Source organism: Bacillus sp. MMSF_3353 (assembly GCF_030733445.1).
Lineage (GTDB): Bacteria > Bacillota > Bacilli > Bacillales > Bacillaceae_G > Bacillus_A > Bacillus_A wiedmannii.
The window spans coordinates 1-16123 of record NZ_JASHJA010000016.1 but is presented as its reverse complement, the minus strand read 5'-3'; the positions used below and the strand labels follow the sequence as shown (position 1 = coordinate 16123).

General features: G+C 36.6%; 13 protein-coding genes and 9 tRNA genes. 4 read left to right on the top strand and 18 right to left on the bottom strand.

All coding sequences use genetic code 11. The features are described from left to right. The first annotated feature begins 168 nt into the window (after positions 1–168). The 4 genes from RBB48_RS22860 to RBB48_RS22845 all read left to right on the top strand — a co-directional run bounded on the left by RBB48_RS22860 (position 169) and on the right by RBB48_RS22845 (position 3765). Positions 169–1470, top strand: a complete 1302-nt coding sequence (locus RBB48_RS22860) for a DUF5068 domain-containing protein (protein ID WP_306008142.1) — start codon at positions 169–171, stop codon at positions 1468–1470. A gap of 140 nt (positions 1471–1610) precedes the next feature. Next, positions 1611–2102, top strand: a complete 492-nt coding sequence (locus RBB48_RS22855) for an RNA polymerase sigma factor (RefSeq protein WP_088061685.1) — start codon at positions 1611–1613, stop codon at positions 2100–2102. After that, positions 2102–3013, top strand: coding sequence for a sigma factor regulator N-terminal domain-containing protein (locus tag RBB48_RS22850; protein WP_306008141.1), 912 nt, complete (start codon positions 2102–2104; stop codon positions 3011–3013). Before RBB48_RS22855 ends, RBB48_RS22850 begins: the two co-directional genes overlap by 1 nt. Before the next feature lie 245 nt (positions 3014–3258). Then, complete coding sequence (locus tag RBB48_RS22845) at positions 3259–3765, top strand: DoxX family membrane protein (protein ID WP_306008140.1); 507 nt, start codon at positions 3259–3261, stop codon at positions 3763–3765. A gap of 73 nt (positions 3766–3838) precedes the next feature. Here the strand turns inward: RBB48_RS22845 and RBB48_RS22840 are convergent, their stop codons facing one another. The 18 genes from RBB48_RS22840 to RBB48_RS22755 all read right to left on the bottom strand — a co-directional run bounded on the left by RBB48_RS22840 (position 3839) and on the right by RBB48_RS22755 (position 16122). Next, entirely contained in the window at positions 3839–4405 is a 567-nt protein-coding gene (locus RBB48_RS22840) for a DUF4256 domain-containing protein (protein ID WP_306008139.1), read from the bottom strand. A gap of 117 nt (positions 4406–4522) precedes the next feature. Further along, on the bottom strand, positions 4523–6487 hold the full coding sequence (locus RBB48_RS22835) for a S9 family peptidase (RefSeq protein WP_306008138.1): 1965 nt from the start codon (positions 6485–6487) through the stop codon (positions 4523–4525). 269 nt (positions 6488–6756) lie between these two features. Further along, entirely contained in the window at positions 6757–8559 is a 1803-nt protein-coding gene (glmS, locus tag RBB48_RS22830) for a glutamine--fructose-6-phosphate transaminase (isomerizing) (protein ID WP_098230812.1), read from the bottom strand. Between the two features lie 12 nt (positions 8560–8571). Continuing rightward, positions 8572–8757, bottom strand: a complete 186-nt coding sequence (locus tag RBB48_RS22825) for a hypothetical protein (protein WP_033659100.1) — start codon at positions 8755–8757, stop codon at positions 8572–8574. 286 nt (positions 8758–9043) lie between these two features. Beyond that, positions 9044–10390 (bottom strand): phosphoglucosamine mutase, encoded by a 1347-nt coding sequence (gene glmM, locus RBB48_RS22820; protein ID WP_088609461.1) that lies wholly within the window; start codon positions 10388–10390, stop codon positions 9044–9046. Beyond that, positions 10383–11882: a CdaR family protein gene (locus tag RBB48_RS22815; RefSeq protein WP_306008137.1), complete on the bottom strand. Its 1500-nt coding sequence runs from the start codon at positions 11880–11882 to the stop codon at positions 10383–10385. The genes glmM and RBB48_RS22815 overlap by 8 nt, the downstream gene beginning before the upstream one ends. Beyond that, entirely contained in the window at positions 11875–12696 is an 822-nt protein-coding gene (cdaA, locus tag RBB48_RS22810; protein ID WP_097907823.1) for a diadenylate cyclase CdaA, read from the bottom strand. Before cdaA ends, RBB48_RS22815 begins: the two co-directional genes overlap by 8 nt. 249 nt (positions 12697–12945) lie before the next feature. Then, positions 12946–13839, bottom strand: coding sequence for an arginase (gene rocF / locus RBB48_RS22805; RefSeq protein ID WP_088061671.1), 894 nt, complete (start codon positions 13837–13839; stop codon positions 12946–12948). 209 nt (positions 13840–14048) lie between these two features. Then, entirely contained in the window at positions 14049–15194 is a 1146-nt protein-coding gene (locus tag RBB48_RS22800; protein ID WP_097907824.1) for a glycerate kinase, read from the bottom strand. Between the two features lie 116 nt (positions 15195–15310). Beyond that, positions 15311–15383 (bottom strand) — tRNA-Ala (locus RBB48_RS22795). Between the two features lie 10 nt (positions 15384–15393). Beyond that, positions 15394–15465, bottom strand: a tRNA-Gly gene (locus tag RBB48_RS22790). A 5-nt stretch (positions 15466–15470) separates the two neighbouring features. After that, a tRNA-Lys gene (locus RBB48_RS22785) sits at positions 15471–15546 on the bottom strand. 5 nt (positions 15547–15551) lie between these two features. After that, positions 15552–15626: transfer RNA gene (locus RBB48_RS22780), tRNA-Gln, on the bottom strand. A gap of 65 nt (positions 15627–15691) precedes the next feature. Next, positions 15692–15775, bottom strand: a tRNA-Tyr gene (locus RBB48_RS22775). A gap of 17 nt (positions 15776–15792) precedes the next feature. Then, a tRNA-Val gene (locus tag RBB48_RS22770) sits at positions 15793–15868 on the bottom strand. A gap of 5 nt (positions 15869–15873) precedes the next feature. After that, positions 15874–15948 (bottom strand) — tRNA-Glu (locus tag RBB48_RS22765). Positions 15949–15970: 22 nt separating this feature from the next. Beyond that, positions 15971–16043: transfer RNA gene (locus RBB48_RS22760), tRNA-Thr, on the bottom strand. 4 nt (positions 16044–16047) lie between these two features. After that, a tRNA-Asn gene (locus tag RBB48_RS22755) sits at positions 16048–16122 on the bottom strand. Position 16123 lies beyond the last annotated feature (1 nt).

The following is a 16123-nucleotide window of genomic DNA, read 5'->3' as shown; positions in this document are numbered from 1 at the left end:
CTTCCACTAATTTTAATATATTACAATAACTAAATAATTAAAATAATTAGAAAAACACTGGTAAATACTGGCTACATTTTTTATAATAAAATGTGGGGCTAATGTGAGAGTTGAAAACGGTCTGATTATACAGACTCAACTAGTTTTAAACAAATAGGGGGAAGAAACATGTCAAAAAAATTACTTTCTTTATTTTCTACAGTAATCGTAGCAGCGTTTGTAATAACTGGCTGTGGTCAAAGCGATACGACAAATAAAGAACAAAAAGAAAATACAACAAAAGAAAGCAAAACAGAAAAAACGGATACAACGAAAGAAAATAAACCTGAAGAAAAAAAATCCGAAGATAAAAAAACTGAAGATAAAAAGCCTGAAAATACAGCTACTAGCTCAAGCAATTACTCTAAGCTGATTTCCTATATGGAAAAAGAAACAGGTGGTAAAACAAAAGTTCTTTTTGAAAATAAGGAACCACAAGTGTATAAAGCTGAAGATGTTTCAGTATCAATGAACGGTTACACATTAGTTGAATTAAATGGATTCCATACAAACTTCGACATTCCGTTTAATCGTCAAACAGAGGGCGGAGTTATTCTTGTGAACTACAGCGTAAAAAATAGTTCAGCTAAAGATATTTATTATATGCCAGCATTGGACATGTCATTTACTGGTGCGCAGAAAGCGTATAGTAACTATAAAGATTTAATTCCAAAAGAAGATCAGCTACCAACTAAGCTTGCTCCAACGAATGATTACTTAGTAAAAGCAGGGGAAACTATTTCTGGTTATATCGCGTATCCATTCGGAAAAGATGATCTAGCGAAAATCTCAAGTCTCTCAACAGTCTCAGTCACAGTCCCAACTGCACAAGCTAATAAAGGAAAATTTGATGCTCCAATCGGAAGTCCTGGAAGCTTTTCATTAAGTTTAAACAAACAAGGTGCTGAAAAGGTTGCAACAGATAACACTTTCTACCAAGATAAAGCTACAGCTAATAACATGGGCGATAAAAAAATGTTAAAAGAGAAATCAAGTATTAATAACAGCCAAGAATTAGGCGCTGTTAATGTTACATTAGACGGATACCAATTCACTCAATTCACACCAAATTCCGTCGAAGCTCCACGCTTTGCAAATTTTAAAAACGGTCTTGTTCTGTTAACAGTAAAATTCAAGCTTGATAACAAAGATGCTCAAGACGTTTCACTATCTCCTATAAGCTCTACATTAAGAGTGAATGATGGTACACAATATACGATTAATGAAGGTATGCTATTAAATTATGACTATAATGCTTCAGTCAAAACAGGAACATCCGGAGAGTTACTACAAGTATATATTTTAGATCAAGAGCAGTATGAAAAGATTTGGAAAGACAAAAGCTTTGAGATTGAGTTAGGACCTATGAGAAATAAAGAAGCTAAAGATATTTCACAAGGTAAAAAAGTTAAATTTACATTACCTAAATAAATTACTAAGTATATATTAGAAAAGGCATATAACATATGATTGTTATATGCCTTTTCTATTTGTATAAAGAACAAAATTTTAATTTAAGTGTATACATTTATCATTACCTATCCGTTGTATAAGTGTAGGGAGGAAAAGTGATGGGAAAAGAAAATATATTGACCTCCTATCTTATCAATTTAGGGGAGGAAGTGTTCAAACTACTATTAGCGAAAGGGGCTATAAAAGAAGATGCAGAAGACATCATCCAAAATACCTTCTATAAAGTATACACATTGCTAGATAATCTAACCGAGAGTAACATACGTCCATGGTTTTTCAGAGTCGCATTAAACGAATACATTGACTTGAAAAGGAAAAAAGAGCAACAAAACATTTATTTAACTGAAGAGATTTATTCAAAATTACAATATACAGACCGAGAATTAGACGCTGTTTTAAATAAAGATGAGATTTTCTATCTATTAAAAGATATAAAACTAGAATATAAAGAAGCTTTCTTTTTAAAGTACTACTACAACTTTTCATATGAGGAAATCGCCCTAATACTAGATATTCAAGTAAACAGTGTCAAACAAAAGTTACATCGTGCACGTAAAGCAGTTCACTCAAAAATAGGAGGAAAATCTTAATGGATACTTCTTTAAAAGATGCATTAAAAAAAGCTAAAAGGAAACATTTATTTAAAAGTATCATTACCTCTATGATCGTTGTAATCATACTTATCCCTATACTTTATAAAGTTGGCAATTACTTCGCAGCAAAAAGCTCTACGAAGCTTCACGAACGACTCTTTTTACATAACGCAATTGCAGAACCGAATGTACAAATTAACTCTCAAGTAACGAGTAATTCATCCATGTTTGGCGGCAATATTATATCAAATCGTTCTAAAAATATTAATGGTTACGTAGTCCCTTGGAATACATTAACAAGCTCCTATGGTTGGATCCGTATCAATATCGATTCCAATGAATTAACGCCTGGTTTTTATTGGTCCAATAAAGAGTTCTATGAGTACGATAAACAAACAAAGAAAAAATTTGCAACATTTTATAATCCCGCTATTAAGGAATATTTTGATGGTGTCCAAAATGAATTAGGGGAAGTTTCACAAATGAACAACTATGTTGCCGAAGTTGCTATCTCTTTCAACCAGCCCTACACACTACAAGAAATTAAAGAGAAGATTCCAGACAACTTAAACATTGTATGGTTATACATGACCTCACCAATTGGAGATGAAAGTAAAGGACCCGCTGGTATGCCAATTTACGGATTTAATCCAGACAAGTCCCCTGAAAAAGCGTACAAAGAGTTCGTTGATTCACTTAACCAATACGATGACGATGGACATGACGAAGATATCCAGAAGTTTTTAAAATCAAACAAGGACAAACCATTCGATCAAGTGAAAATCTTAGGGGTTATGCTAACAGGAAAAACAGAAAACTTTAAGGCATTAGAAAACCAAGACTTTATTCGCGGTGCTTCTGTAGGGGTTACTGCACAAGTTGTTCCTTATATAAAACCGGAGAAATAATAAGGAAAAGACAAGATAAACTAATAATAGCTAGTTAAAAGAACATACATGAATCTGTTTACTATGGGAGCTACATATTTTAGTGAAGAGCTCCCTTCATGAATTGTTCACCCTCCAAACAATTCATTTACAAATACTTTATGTACAAATGAAAAATCATAATTTTTGTTCACACTTTATCCATTGTGAATTTTTTCACAATGGATATATAATAAACATGTAAATAGAATATTGGAGGGATTTCAATGGTTATCAATTTTTTAAGAACTGATAAACGTGCTGCTTTCATATTATTATTTTTACGATTTTACATAGGTTATGCATGGCTCGCTGCTGGGATAGGAAAAGTTTTCGGACAATCTTTTGATGCAAGTGGTTTTCTAAAGGGCGCTATCGCTCAAGCGTCAGGTGACCACCCTGCCGTACAAAATTGGTGGGCAGATTTCCTTCAACACTTTGTTCTTCCAAACGCAGACCTATTTAGCTTTTTAGTTCAATGGGGAGAAATTTTTGTAGGTCTAGGTTTAATTTTAGGTGGATTAACAAAAACTGCTGCATTCTTTGGAATTATAATGAATCTTTCATTTTTACTAAGTGGAACTGTTAGTGTAAACCCAAATCTACTTATTTTAACTATGTTCATTTTAGTTGCAGGTCACAACGCTGGACGTATTGGATTAGATGGCTATGTTTTCCCTAAACTTTTCCGTAAAAACAACCATAAAACATATAAATTAAGTAAAACTGCGTAGTAACAGTTTATTTTTAAAATATAAATAAGAAAAAGAGCCTAAGTATAGGCTCTTTTTCTTATTTACTCCAAATTTAAACTCTTAACGAGCCACGAAATCCTCTAGCAGCATAATATGAATCTGCTCCATTGTGGTACACAAAAACGTGTCCAAATCGATAATCGCAAAATAGAGCACCACCGAGTTCTCGAATATCTGAAGGCGTTTGTACCCAGCTTGATGATTTCATATCGAAATCCCCAAGCTGTTGCAACTCTCGATATTGTTCTTCCGTTAATAATTCAATACCCATAGCAGTTGCCACATCAATAACGTTATTTTCTGGTTTATGTTTTTTTCTTGACTCTAACGCTTCAAGATCATAGCAAAGGCTTCTGCGCCCTTTAGGACTCTCCTTTGAACAATCAAAGAAAGTATACTCGTCCTTCTCTTCATCATAAGCAACAATATCCGGCTCACCGCCAGTTACTTCCATTTCATAAATTGACCATAATTTTTCAGTATTAGTAGCCAGCTTCACTTCAACTTTATCCCATTCAAGACCTTCATGGCGGTTCATGTTTTTCTCAAAACGAGCTTGTAATACTTTTAATAGTTCTTCACGTTGTTCTACAGATAACTCATTTTTATTCTCTGTCATATTAGTCCTCCGAATTCCGTTCCCTATAATCATTTAAATCTTCTCAATAATGGTTTGCATACAGTTTACAACAATCTGATACAATTGCACAACGAAAAATCCCTGTGCGGATATCCATTATATAGTACGAAAATCTTTCATGCTTTCTCCAAGAATATAGTGTGAAAACCACATCAAGTTCTGCTTCATAATAGCCACATTCATTCCTGGCTGATTCGAACTATATGCCATTCCTTTAAATATAATTAACTCCGTATCAACTTCCATATCTCTTAACCCTTCATATAGCTCATATGCATTTGTAATTGGAATTCTTACATCCTTTTCCCCATGTTGAATTAAGGTAGGCGTACAGGCTGATTTAATATATGTCATTGGTGATGTTTTCTTATATACCTCTGGATCATTCCATGGAGTATTTCCTAAATACATGCTAATAAAGTAAGGGATATCTGTATTTACATAATGGGTACTCCAGTTCGTAATGCCGCCCCCAACTGAAATAGCTTTAAATCTACTGCTACATGTAGAACAGAAAGCTGATATATATCCTCCGTTACTCCATCCCATAACCCCTACTCTCTCTTTATCTACAATCCCTTTTTCAACTAGTGCATCCACTCCAGATATAACATCATCATAATCAGCAAGTCCTTGTTTTCTATAGTTTGCTTTTAAAAATTCATTACCATAACCAGAACTTCCTCTATAGTTTGGCTCTAAAACGATAAAGCCTTTTTCGATAAACTGTTCAATCGGATATTTCTCATTAAAACAGTCTGAAAATATCGGAAAGGACGCCCAATTCGGACCACCATGGATTACTACTAATAAGGGATATTTTTTATTTGCGTCAAACTCTACTGGGGTTGATAAAACTCCTTCTATTTCCAGTCCATCACTACTTTTCCATGAGATGATTTCTCTGTTACTTTTAAGCCTTCCTTCGAAAAAGCTATTTTCATTTGTTACTTTTTTATCATCCAAATAGATTTCAAAGGTTTCATTCGTTATAGCCTTATTATAGGTTATATGATTGCCATCCCTTGTTATAGAGGCATCCATTATAAAGCCATCTACTTTTTCGCTTAACATTTCCACAGTGCCATCCTCACATAGCAATCCAATACGATAATTCGTTTTATCCTGCCATCTAATTAAAATCCCTTTAGCTGTCCACTGTAATGGCATAACCGTACTATCAAAATTTGTTAAAGGTTGAATTACCTCTCCAGTATTCATATCATATATCTCTAATGTATTATCTTGTATATGATTTCTATAGTAATCCTTCTCTCTTATGCTTGCTGCGTAACATATTTTATCGTCCTCAGGAGAAAAGCAGACGCTCGCTCCTAACAACTTATCTATATTCATCTTTTGTAGTTCCCCAGCTCTAACATCTAATATATATATATCACCATTCATATAATCGTTTAAGCTTGGTGTAGCCATACATACAACCTTTTTCCCATCATTTGAAATATCAAAGTTATGTATATAAAAATCCTTACCATTCGTTAGTTGATAAATACCGCTAACTTTCCGTTCCTGTTTATCATTTTGTATCACTTTTTCTATTTCAACGTAGTATAAACAATTATTCCGATGTTCCTTACCTACATGGTGAAAATCTCCATATAGTCCCTTACGTTTCTTTATTTCCTCACATTCTTTTGACTGTGCAATATAATAAAAACCTTTACCAGTAGGCTCCCATTTGAATGTATTAACTCCTTCCTTCTCATCCGTAATTTGAACCTCACTACCACCTTCTATTGATTTTACAAAGATCTGATTTGTATTAGCCCCCTCACCGCTTGGGCTAAGGTATGCAATGCTCTTGGAATCTGGAGACCATAATGGATGTATACTATCTATATCCCCATTTGTTAGTGGGTAACTCTGCCCTTTATCTGCTTCATATATCCATACATGATTTCTATACGTATTATCTTCCCAGTTAGCGCTCTTCTTAACAAATGCTACGTTTTCGCCATCATCACTTATGTTTGCACTTGATAAGACCGGTAATGAAATAATCTCTTCTATACTTAAATATGTTTTTGCTTTCACTTTCATATAATAAGCCCCCTTGTAATGTCCATGAATCTATTGTCTCTTCTTGTCGTAATAAAGGAAATTGTTCACGAATACTTAAAATGATAACGGAAAATTCAGATAAATAAAAGTGAATCTGATAAAGTTAAAATTTAATCTATAGGGTTCTATCCACTTACCAATTTTAGATGTTCTTTTTCAGCACAAAAATACCCCTTTAGATAAAATATCTAAAGGGGTACAAATTCGTAAATTTATTTTAAAGCTATATTTATTAACCTACCAATCTCCTACTCAACAGTAACAGACTTAGCTAAGTTACGTGGCTTATCAACGTCACACTCGCGGTGAAGTGCTGCATAGTATGAAATAAGTTGGAATGGAATAACTGCTACTAGCGGTGCTAATGCTTCGTGTACAGCTGGTAATACGAAGCTGTCACCTTCCATTTCTAAGCCTTTCATTGAGATGATACATGGGTTTGCTCCGCGTGCTACTACTTCTTTCACGTTACCACGAATTCCAAGGTTTACGTGCTCTTGTGTAGCAAGTGCGATAACTGGTGTACCATTTTCAATTAAGGCGATTGTACCGTGTTTTAATTCTCCTCCAGCAAATCCTTCTGCTTGGATGTAAGAGATTTCTTTTAGCTTTAACGCACCTTCTAATCCTACGTAGAAATCTACGCTACGTCCGATGAAGAAACAGTTACGAGTTGTTGCTAAAAATTGTTTTGCTAATGCGTCCATTTCTTCTTTTTGATCACAAAGTTCTATCATCGCATTTGCTACAAGTCCTAATTCGTGTGTTAAATCAAAATCAAGAACTTCGCCTTTCGCTTTAGCAATGTCCGCAGCTAAAATTGAAAGTACCGCAAGCTGTGCTGTGTAAGCTTTCGTTGATGCAACTGCGATTTCTGGTCCCGCGTATAACGGAAGTGTATAATCAGCTTCACGAGAAAGTGTAGAACCAGGTACGTTTGTAATCGTTAATGCTTTATGACCCATTTCATTCGTTTGTACAAGTACTGCACGGCTATCAGCTGTTTCACCACTTTGTGAAATGTAAATGAAGAATGGTCTCTCTGTTAATAATGGCATATTATAAGAGAATTCACTTGCTACATGCACTTCAACTGGCATTTTTGCAAACTTCTCGATAAATTGTTTTCCAACAAGACCTGCATGATAACTTGTTCCACATGCAATGATGTAAATACGATCGCTATCTAAAATCGCATTGCGGATGTCTGCATTCAGTTCAATCTCGCCATTTTCATCTTGATACTTTTGAATTATATTACGGATTACAAGTGGTTGCTCATCGATTTCTTTAAGCATGAAATGAGGGTATGTTCCTTTTTCAATATCACTTGCGTCTAATTCCGCTGTAAACGGTGCACGTTCAATCGTTTCACCTTGTAAGTTTTTAATTGTAATACTTTCTTTCGTTACGATTACGATTTCTTTATCCATTAACTCAATAAATTGATCTGTAACTTGTAACATCGCCATAGCGTCGCTCGCCACAACATTAAAGTTGTCACCAACACCTACTAATAGCGGGCTTTTGTTTTTAGCAACATAAATCATGTTTGGATTTTCAGCATCAAGTAATCCGATTGCATAAGAGCCATGTAAAAGAGATAGCGTATTACGGAACGCTTCTTCCACACTTAGTCCTGTGCTCACTTGTTGTTCCATAAGCTGTACGATAATCTCTGTATCAGTTTCACTTACGAACGTTACATCTTGTAAATATTCTTTTTTCACTAATTCATAGTTTTCAATTACACCGTTATGAACTAGTGTAAAGCGTTTTGATGTACTTTGATGCGGATGCGCGTTTACTTTGCTTGGAACACCATGTGTAGCCCAGCGTGTGTGACCGATCCCCACGCTTGCTGCTACGCTCTCATCTACGATTTCGCGAAGTTTTGCAATACGACCTTTTTCTTTGTATACAACAACACCGTTACCTGTTTGTACTGCAATACCTGCTGAATCATATCCACGATATTCTAGCTTTTCTAAACCTTTTAATAAAATTTCCTTTGCATCTTGCTCTCCAATAAATCCTACGATTCCACACATGTTTAGTCGCCGTTACAAATGCTTACATTGCTCTGCGAACATGTAACGACATAGTCCGATACCATTTTTATTTATACTAAAAAACGGATTACATATTGCTAGCCCTGTAAGCTTGTAACGGCTTTCACCTTCCTCTCGATTGGGTTTAAGTCCGTATATACTTATACAGCTAGTTTTCATCCGTTCCTTTTCTCTCATCACACTTTCACCTTTGTCCACTAAGTCACCTTAATGATTTAAGTAAAAGCTTGCGGTTGTGATGAACAACCGGGAGTCATCCGCCGAAATCTCGATAAACTCCACCTCGTCAACTACACTACTTGTAGTTCTGGCGCTTCTATAATTTACAATATTTCCTTTGAGAAAAAGAACAAGACCATCTTATAACAAACATGGATAAACCGTCAATGAAATTTTTTTCATCGTCTATAAAACATATGAAAAAGGAGCACTTTTTGTGCTCCTTTTCAATAAATTTATCGAATTATTCAGCGCCAACTTCAGCTTTCACAACTTCTACAATGCGATGTACATATGCGTCACACACTTCTTGTGTTGGTGCTTCTGCCATTACACGAATAAGTGGCTCTGTTCCAGATGGACGAACAAGAATGCGGCCATCACCGTTCATTTCTTCCTCTACAACACGAATAACTTCTTTAATTTTTTCATTTTCTAATGCTAGTTTTTTATCTGTTACACGAACGTTTACTAGTAATTGTGGGAATTTTGTCATCTCACCTGCAAGCTCAGATAATGGTTTTTTCGTCATTTTCATGATGTTTACCAGTTGAAGTGCACTTAACATTCCATCACCAGTTGTAATGTAATCAAGTAAGATAATATGACCCGATTGTTCTCCACCTAAGTTGTAACCACCACGCTTCATCTCTTCCATTACGTAACGGTCACCAACTGCTGTTTTATCACTTGTGATATTGTTAGCTTCAAGTGCTTTGTAGAAACCTAAGTTACTCATAACAGTTGAAACGACTGTATTATGCTTTAGTTGACCAGTTTCTTTCATGTACTTCGCACAAATAAACATAATTTGATCGCCATCAACGATGTTTCCTTTTTCATCTACAGCGATTAAACGGTCACCATCACCATCAAAGGCAAGACCGATATCAGCGCCTTTATCTTTTACTAATTTAGCTAATACTTCTGGATGCGTAGAACCTACTCCATCGTTAATGTTCATGCCGTTTGGTGAAGTTCCCATTGTTGAAATATCAGCCTCTAAATCCGCGAATAAGTATGGAGCTAAAGAAGACGTAGCACCATGCGCACAATCTAAAGCGATATGTAAACCAGAGAAATCTTCCTCTACAGTTTGTTTAATATATTGTAAATATTTTTGTCCGCCTTCAAAATAATCACTCACTTGTCCAAGATTCGTACCTGTTGGACGTGGTAGTTCATCAACTTCTTTGTCTAATAAAGCTTCGATTTCTGCTTCTTGCTCATCTGTTAATTTAAAACCGTCTGAACCGAAGAATTTGATTCCGTTATCCTGTACTGGATTATGAGATGCAGAAATCATAACACCTGCTTGTGCATCTAACGCTTTTGTTAAATAAGCAACACCTGGTGTAGAAATAACGCCAAGGCGCATTACTTCTGCTCCAGTTGATAATAGACCTGCTACTAAAGCTCCTTCTAACATATGTCCTGATATACGTGTATCACGGCCGATAATTACTTTTGGACGATCTGTATCTTTTGTTAATACATAACCACCAAAACGTCCAATTTTGAACGCTAATTCAGGTGTTAACTCCTGGTTCGCAACCCCGCGTACTCCATCTGTACCAAAATATTTACCCATTATGATTCGCTCCTTTTTCTGGCTCTTTTTGATTATCTACTGTTGGCTCTTGACTAGTTTCTTTTGTTGGCTCTTGACTAGTTTCTTTTTCTTTTTCTTTTTCTTTATTTTGTTCCTGTTCCGTGTCAGGCTTAGGTTCAGTTTCAGGATTTTTTGGTTTTTCAGTTTGATTATCTTGGTTATTATTTGAATCTGGTTTTTCACCGTTACCCTGTACTTCTTTGTCTGGATTTTCTTTCTTCACAATTGTGACTTTAGCACTTTTTTGCTTTGGCTCTATGGAAATATTACCAGGACCGCTCACTTGAATAGAAACATCCTTCGTCCCCGGAGATACATTTTGCAGATTAATGGCTGCTGTTATTTGAGCAGCTGTTATTTTATCTACTATACTTGTTTCTCCTGAAATATCAACGCTTATCTTCCCATCTTGCGGCGAAAGTAGCTGGGCCGTAACATCTTTAGAAAGTCCATTTTTTTGAATTGATATACCATCAATCGTTCTTGTTTTCGTTTGTTTTGTTTTTTGCACTCCTACCGAAACCTTCACTTGATTCGGTTTTGCACTTGTTACACCCTTTGGCAATAAAACAGAGGTATCGAATGTTGTAGACTCTGTCAATTGACTAAGATCTACTTCGACCCCCTCTATCGATTGTATATTATCCAAGATATCTTTTGGACCTGCTATCGTTACTTCTCTCGGCTCAATGCTAATATTTGTAACGGCCAATCCTTCTGGTAAACTCCCCTTTTTCGTATACGCTACAGGAACAGTTTTTTCAGTATTATTGGCCGTAGCTTGCGTCGCCACATTCAATGTTACACTAATTTTAGATGGACTCGTTCTTACATTTAAACGTTTTCCTTCTCTATTGTATAATGTAACTTCGGCTGTTTTTGTAACAGTTTTATTAACACCTTTTAAATCAATATACGCCTTAGCAGATGAAATACTTTCAATTTCTTCTTTCGTCCCAACTACCTCAACAGTATCAGGTTTAATGTTTGATTTTTCGAGAGTAGAACCCGCTGGCATTTGATCCTCATTTGATAATTTTAAGTCTACATGGACGTATTTTCTCGCTTTTTCATGTAGAGTAATTTTAATTGTTGATGGCTGAACTGTTCCTTTCACATCATCTGGAAGCCCGTTCGTTTTCAAAGAAACTTCATAAGTTCCTTTTTCGCTATCTCTCAAATCAACTGGTATATCAAATTGTTTTTTCGCTTTTGCTGTAGCAACTGCTGCTTTTGGGCCCTCTAACTTCACCTTAACGCCCTCTGACGGAATACCACTTACAATATATTTCTCTTCATCATACTTAAGGTTAATGGCATAATTAGTTAAGGTTTCTTTCGCATCATTTGCGAAAGGCATTATCCCCGATGTCGTATTTTTTTCAGTTAAAGTCGCTGACATAAAAAGCATACACGCCAATAGTAATGAGATCCCTTTTAGAAACCAATGATTCTCCATTAACTTATCCATGACGCTTTCTCCTCCAATTCCATAAAGACGAAGAAGTCGTTTTTTCGTTCACACTAAATTCAGCTAACAACATATCTTTCAGTTGTTCTGTCTTCAAATCACGATGCAACTTACCATTTTTCGTTAAAGAAATTTGGCCAGTTTCTTCCGACACAACTACTGTAATACTATCAGTAACTTCACTAACTCCCATTGCAGCGCGATGCCTAGTTCCTAGTTCCTTAGAGATAAAAGGACTTTCCGATAACGGAAGATAACACGCTGCTGCTTTAATGGTACTTCCTTGCATAATTACTGCTCCATCGTGAAGAGGTGTATTAGGAATGAAAATATTAATGAGTAATTCCGATGATACGTTTGCATTTAGCGGAATACCCGTTTCCACATAATCACCCATACCAGTCTCTTTTGACAAAGTAATTAATGCACCAATTCTACGTTTTCCCATATATTCCGTCGCTTTCGCTATCGCTGTTGCAACGATTTCAGGCTCATCGTCCTCCTGAGTTCCAGTACGCGAAAATAAACTCCCGCGTCCTAGCTGCTCAAGTGCTCTTCGCAATTCTGGCTGGAAAATAATAATAACGGCTAAAAATCCCCACGTTAATACTTGCTCAGTTAGCCAATAAAGCGTATGTAATTCAAGGAAAATACTGATCATCCGAACGACAATAATAACTGTAATCCCTTTTAAAAGTTGAACAGCTTTCGTCCCTCGGATTATGAGAATTAGCTTATATATAATAAACCATACAACGGCAATATCTAATACCGTACTAAGATATTTCAAAATGGTCGTATCTTCAAAAGGCATGCTAACCCTTCCTCCTACTTACGAGCAATTCTATCCATATATTGAAATATTGTTTTATGCTCTATCTGTATGTATTTCCAACAACTAGTTAATTATACCATACATGAAACAAACGACAATTACAAACAACCCTCCTTTAGTCTAAATTGGTAAGATGTCAAACATTATTATCGTACAGTATAATATAAATCATTATTATACGCTTATTTTCAAATAAAAAAAGCAACTTCTCAGTTGCTTTTCTTACATTTATTTTAGTTTTTCACCGAATAAAGAACCCATTAAAGCAACTGCTGTTGTTGCCGTTCTGTTTCGCTCATCTAAAATTGTATTTACTTCAACAAACTCAGCAGATGTAACAATATCAGCTTCCGCTAACATTTCCATTGCTAAATGGCTTTCACGATAAGATAGGCCACCAATTACAGGCGTGCCAACTCCTGGTGCATCATGAGGATCAAGACCATCTAAATCTAATGATAAATGTACACCATCAGTATGAGATAAATAAGCGATTGTTTCTTCCATAACGGCCGTCATACCCATACGATCAATCTCGTGCATCGAGAATACTTTAATACCTTCATTGCGAATAAAGTCTTTTTCTCCTTCATCTAATGCACGTGCACCGATAATGACAACATTCTCTTTTTTCACCTTTGGATATGCCCCGTATAAATCTACAAGCGTTTGATGTCCATACCCTAAACTTGCTGCAAGTGACATGCCATGAATATTTCCAGATGGTGAAGTTTCTTCTGTATTTAAGTCACCATGTGCATCGTACCAAATAACACCTAAATTTTTATAATGTTTCGCAACACCAGCTAATGTACCAATTGCGATACTATGGTCACCACCTAATACAAGTGGAAAACGTCCCTCTTCTATAATATGATCCACCTTACTTGCTAATTCGTTACATACAGTTGCAACTTGTGTAAGGTTTCTTAAGCTTGTATTTACATCTATTTCTTTTTCTCTCTCTATACATATATCTCCCATATCTTTAACGTTATATCCAATTTCTTCAATTCTTTCAATTACGCCTGCATAACGGATTGCACTCGGCCCCATATCTACCCCGCGACGCATCTGTCCTAAATCCATTGGAACTCCAATAACTGAGATTTCTTTTTTCATAGATAGTATCCCCCTTTTATGCCTTCACTAAATATTTTAAATCTTTTATATAGTCTGACTCAACTCGACATTTTTCTGTATGGATATACAAATTATTCACTTGTATTCGCCTTAAAAACCCAATTTCAAGACTATTCTATGTATAAAGTTAACTTAATGAAACAACTACCATCATTATTATTAAATAATAATAAAAAACACTCCTACATTTAGAAGTGTTTTTCTGATGCTATTTTCCATACTGCGGCAATATTCTTTGCTGTCATTTCGATATTCTCTTCCGCTACTTTATATGCCTCTTCTAATGTCATAGGACTCGCTGTAATACTAAATACTGCATCGATTCCTTTTTCATGAACAGCTGGATAATTCGGAGATACAGATCCTCCAATAGCAATGACAGGAATACGAAAATGCTTTGCACGCTCCGCAACACCTACAGGTGCCTTTCCATATGCTGTTTGTTCATCTATTCTCCCTTCGCCAGTTATAATTAAATCTGCTCCTTCTATATGCTTATCAAAATTTGTATAGTCTAATACAATTTCAATTCCTCTCCGCAAGTTTCCCTTTAACACTGCAATAACAGCTGCTCCCATTCCTCCTGCGGCTCCTGCGCCAGGTATTTTAGATACGTCGCAAGATAAGTATTGTTTAAGGATATTCGCATAATGCTTTAAATTCTCATCCAGCTCTTTCATCATCTCTGCATTCGCACCCTTTTGCCTCCCAAATACGAAAGATGCTCCTCTTATTCCAACTAACGGATTATCTACATCACATGCTGCTTCTATCTTTATATGCAGTAAGCGTGAATCCATGCATGAAAAATCAATAGCGACAATCGAATGTAACGTTCCTCCAGATGGCTCTATTACTTCCCCTTTTCCATTTATAAACCTGACCCCTAAAGCTGACAACATACCTGCTCCGCCATCATTTGTAGCACTTCCGCCAAGTCCTAAAATAATGTGCTCAGCTCCTTCGTCTAGCGCATGTAGTATAAGCTCTCCGGTTCCTTTAGTCGTTGTAATAAGTGGGTTTCGCTTTTTAACCGGAACATGTTGTAATCCTGATGCTGCTGCCATTTCAATAAACGCTGTCTTTTTATCTTTAGACATACCGTAAAAGGCTTGTACACGTTCTCTAAGCGGTCCTGTCACATGAAGAGGTATCATTCTTCCATCTGTAGCATCCACAAGTGAATCAACCGTTCCTTCACCTCCATCTCCAATTGGTATTTTTACGTACTCTGCTTTAGGAAAAATTGCTCCAAATCCTCTTTCAATAGCTTCACATACTTTTATAGCTTTTAAGCTTTCTTTATATGAATCAGATGCAATAACAACTTTCACAATTATCCCCCATCCTTTACTTTTACATTTTCTTCATTTTAAACGACAAGTATGAAAGTTGTCTTTTTAAATACAAAAAAAGCTTACATCATATGATGTAAGCTTTTTTATTTAGATGGAGCCTAGCGGGATCGAACCGCTGACCTCCTGCGTGCAAGGCAGGCGCTCTCCCAGCTGAGCTAAGGCCCCTTAGTAATAAAGCGGAAGACGGGATTCGAACCCGCGACCCCAACCTTGGCAAGGTTGTATTCTACCACTGAACTACTTCCGCGAAAATGGTGAGCCATGAAGGATTCGAACCTTCGACCCTCTGATTAAAAGTCAGATGCTCTACCAACTGAGCTAATGGCTCGTAAATGGCTGGGCTAGCTGGATTCGAACCAGCGCATGACGGAGTCAAAGTCCGTTGCCTTACCGCTTGGCTATAGCCCATTAATATTTACTAGTATGGTTATCTTTTCAAAAAAATAAACCCTCTCAGGTTATTTTAAATAAAATGGTGGAGGGGGGCAGATTCGAACTGCCGAACCCGAAGGAGCGGATTTACAGTCCGCCGCGTTTAGCCACTTCGCTACCCCTCCGACATTTAAAATATATATGGTGGAGGATGACGGGATCGAACCGCCGACCCCCTGCTTGTAAGGCAGGTGCTCTCCCAGCTGAGCTAATCCTCCAAAAGTGGTGACCCGTACGGGATTCGAACCCGTGTTACCGCCGTGAAAGGGCGGTGTCTTAACCACTTGACCAACGGGCCAAAAATTTCAAAACTCTTCCCAAGCTTCCAACCGGGCTTGAACCGGTGACCTCTTCCTTACCATGGAAGTGCTCTACCAGCTGAGCTATGGAAGCATAATGGCTCCGCAGGTAGGACTCGAACCTACGACCGATCGGTTAACAGCCGATAGCTCTACCACTGAGCTACTGCGGAA

Bases quoted from the DNA above. Each gene is read 5' to 3' on its own strand.
- RBB48_RS22860 (WP_306008142.1), top strand. From the start codon at position 169: ATGTCAAAAAAATTACTTTCTTTATTTTCTACAGTAATCGTAGCAGCG.
- RBB48_RS22855 (WP_088061685.1), top strand. From the start codon at position 1,611: ATGGGAAAAGAAAATATATTGACCTCCTATCTTATCAATTTAGGGGAG.
- RBB48_RS22850 (WP_306008141.1), top strand. From the start codon at position 2,102: ATGGATACTTCTTTAAAAGATGCATTAAAAAAAGCTAAAAGGAAACAT.
- RBB48_RS22845 (WP_306008140.1), top strand. From the start codon at position 3,259: ATGGTTATCAATTTTTTAAGAACTGATAAACGTGCTGCTTTCATATTA.
- RBB48_RS22840 (WP_306008139.1), bottom strand. From the start codon at position 4,405: ATGACAGAGAATAAAAATGAGTTATCTGTAGAACAACGTGAAGAACTA.
- RBB48_RS22835 (WP_306008138.1), bottom strand. From the start codon at position 6,487: ATGAAAGTGAAAGCAAAAACATATTTAAGTATAGAAGAGATTATTTCA.
- glmS (WP_098230812.1), bottom strand. From the start codon at position 8,559: ATGTGTGGAATCGTAGGATTTATTGGAGAGCAAGATGCAAAGGAAATT.
- RBB48_RS22825 (WP_033659100.1), bottom strand. From the start codon at position 8,757: ATGAGAGAAAAGGAACGGATGAAAACTAGCTGTATAAGTATATACGGA.
- glmM (WP_088609461.1), bottom strand. From the start codon at position 10,390: ATGGGTAAATATTTTGGTACAGATGGAGTACGCGGGGTTGCGAACCAG.
- RBB48_RS22815 (WP_306008137.1), bottom strand. From the start codon at position 11,882: ATGGATAAGTTAATGGAGAATCATTGGTTTCTAAAAGGGATCTCATTA.
- cdaA (WP_097907823.1), bottom strand. From the start codon at position 12,696: ATGCCTTTTGAAGATACGACCATTTTGAAATATCTTAGTACGGTATTA.
- rocF (WP_088061671.1), bottom strand. From the start codon at position 13,839: ATGAAAAAAGAAATCTCAGTTATTGGAGTTCCAATGGATTTAGGACAG.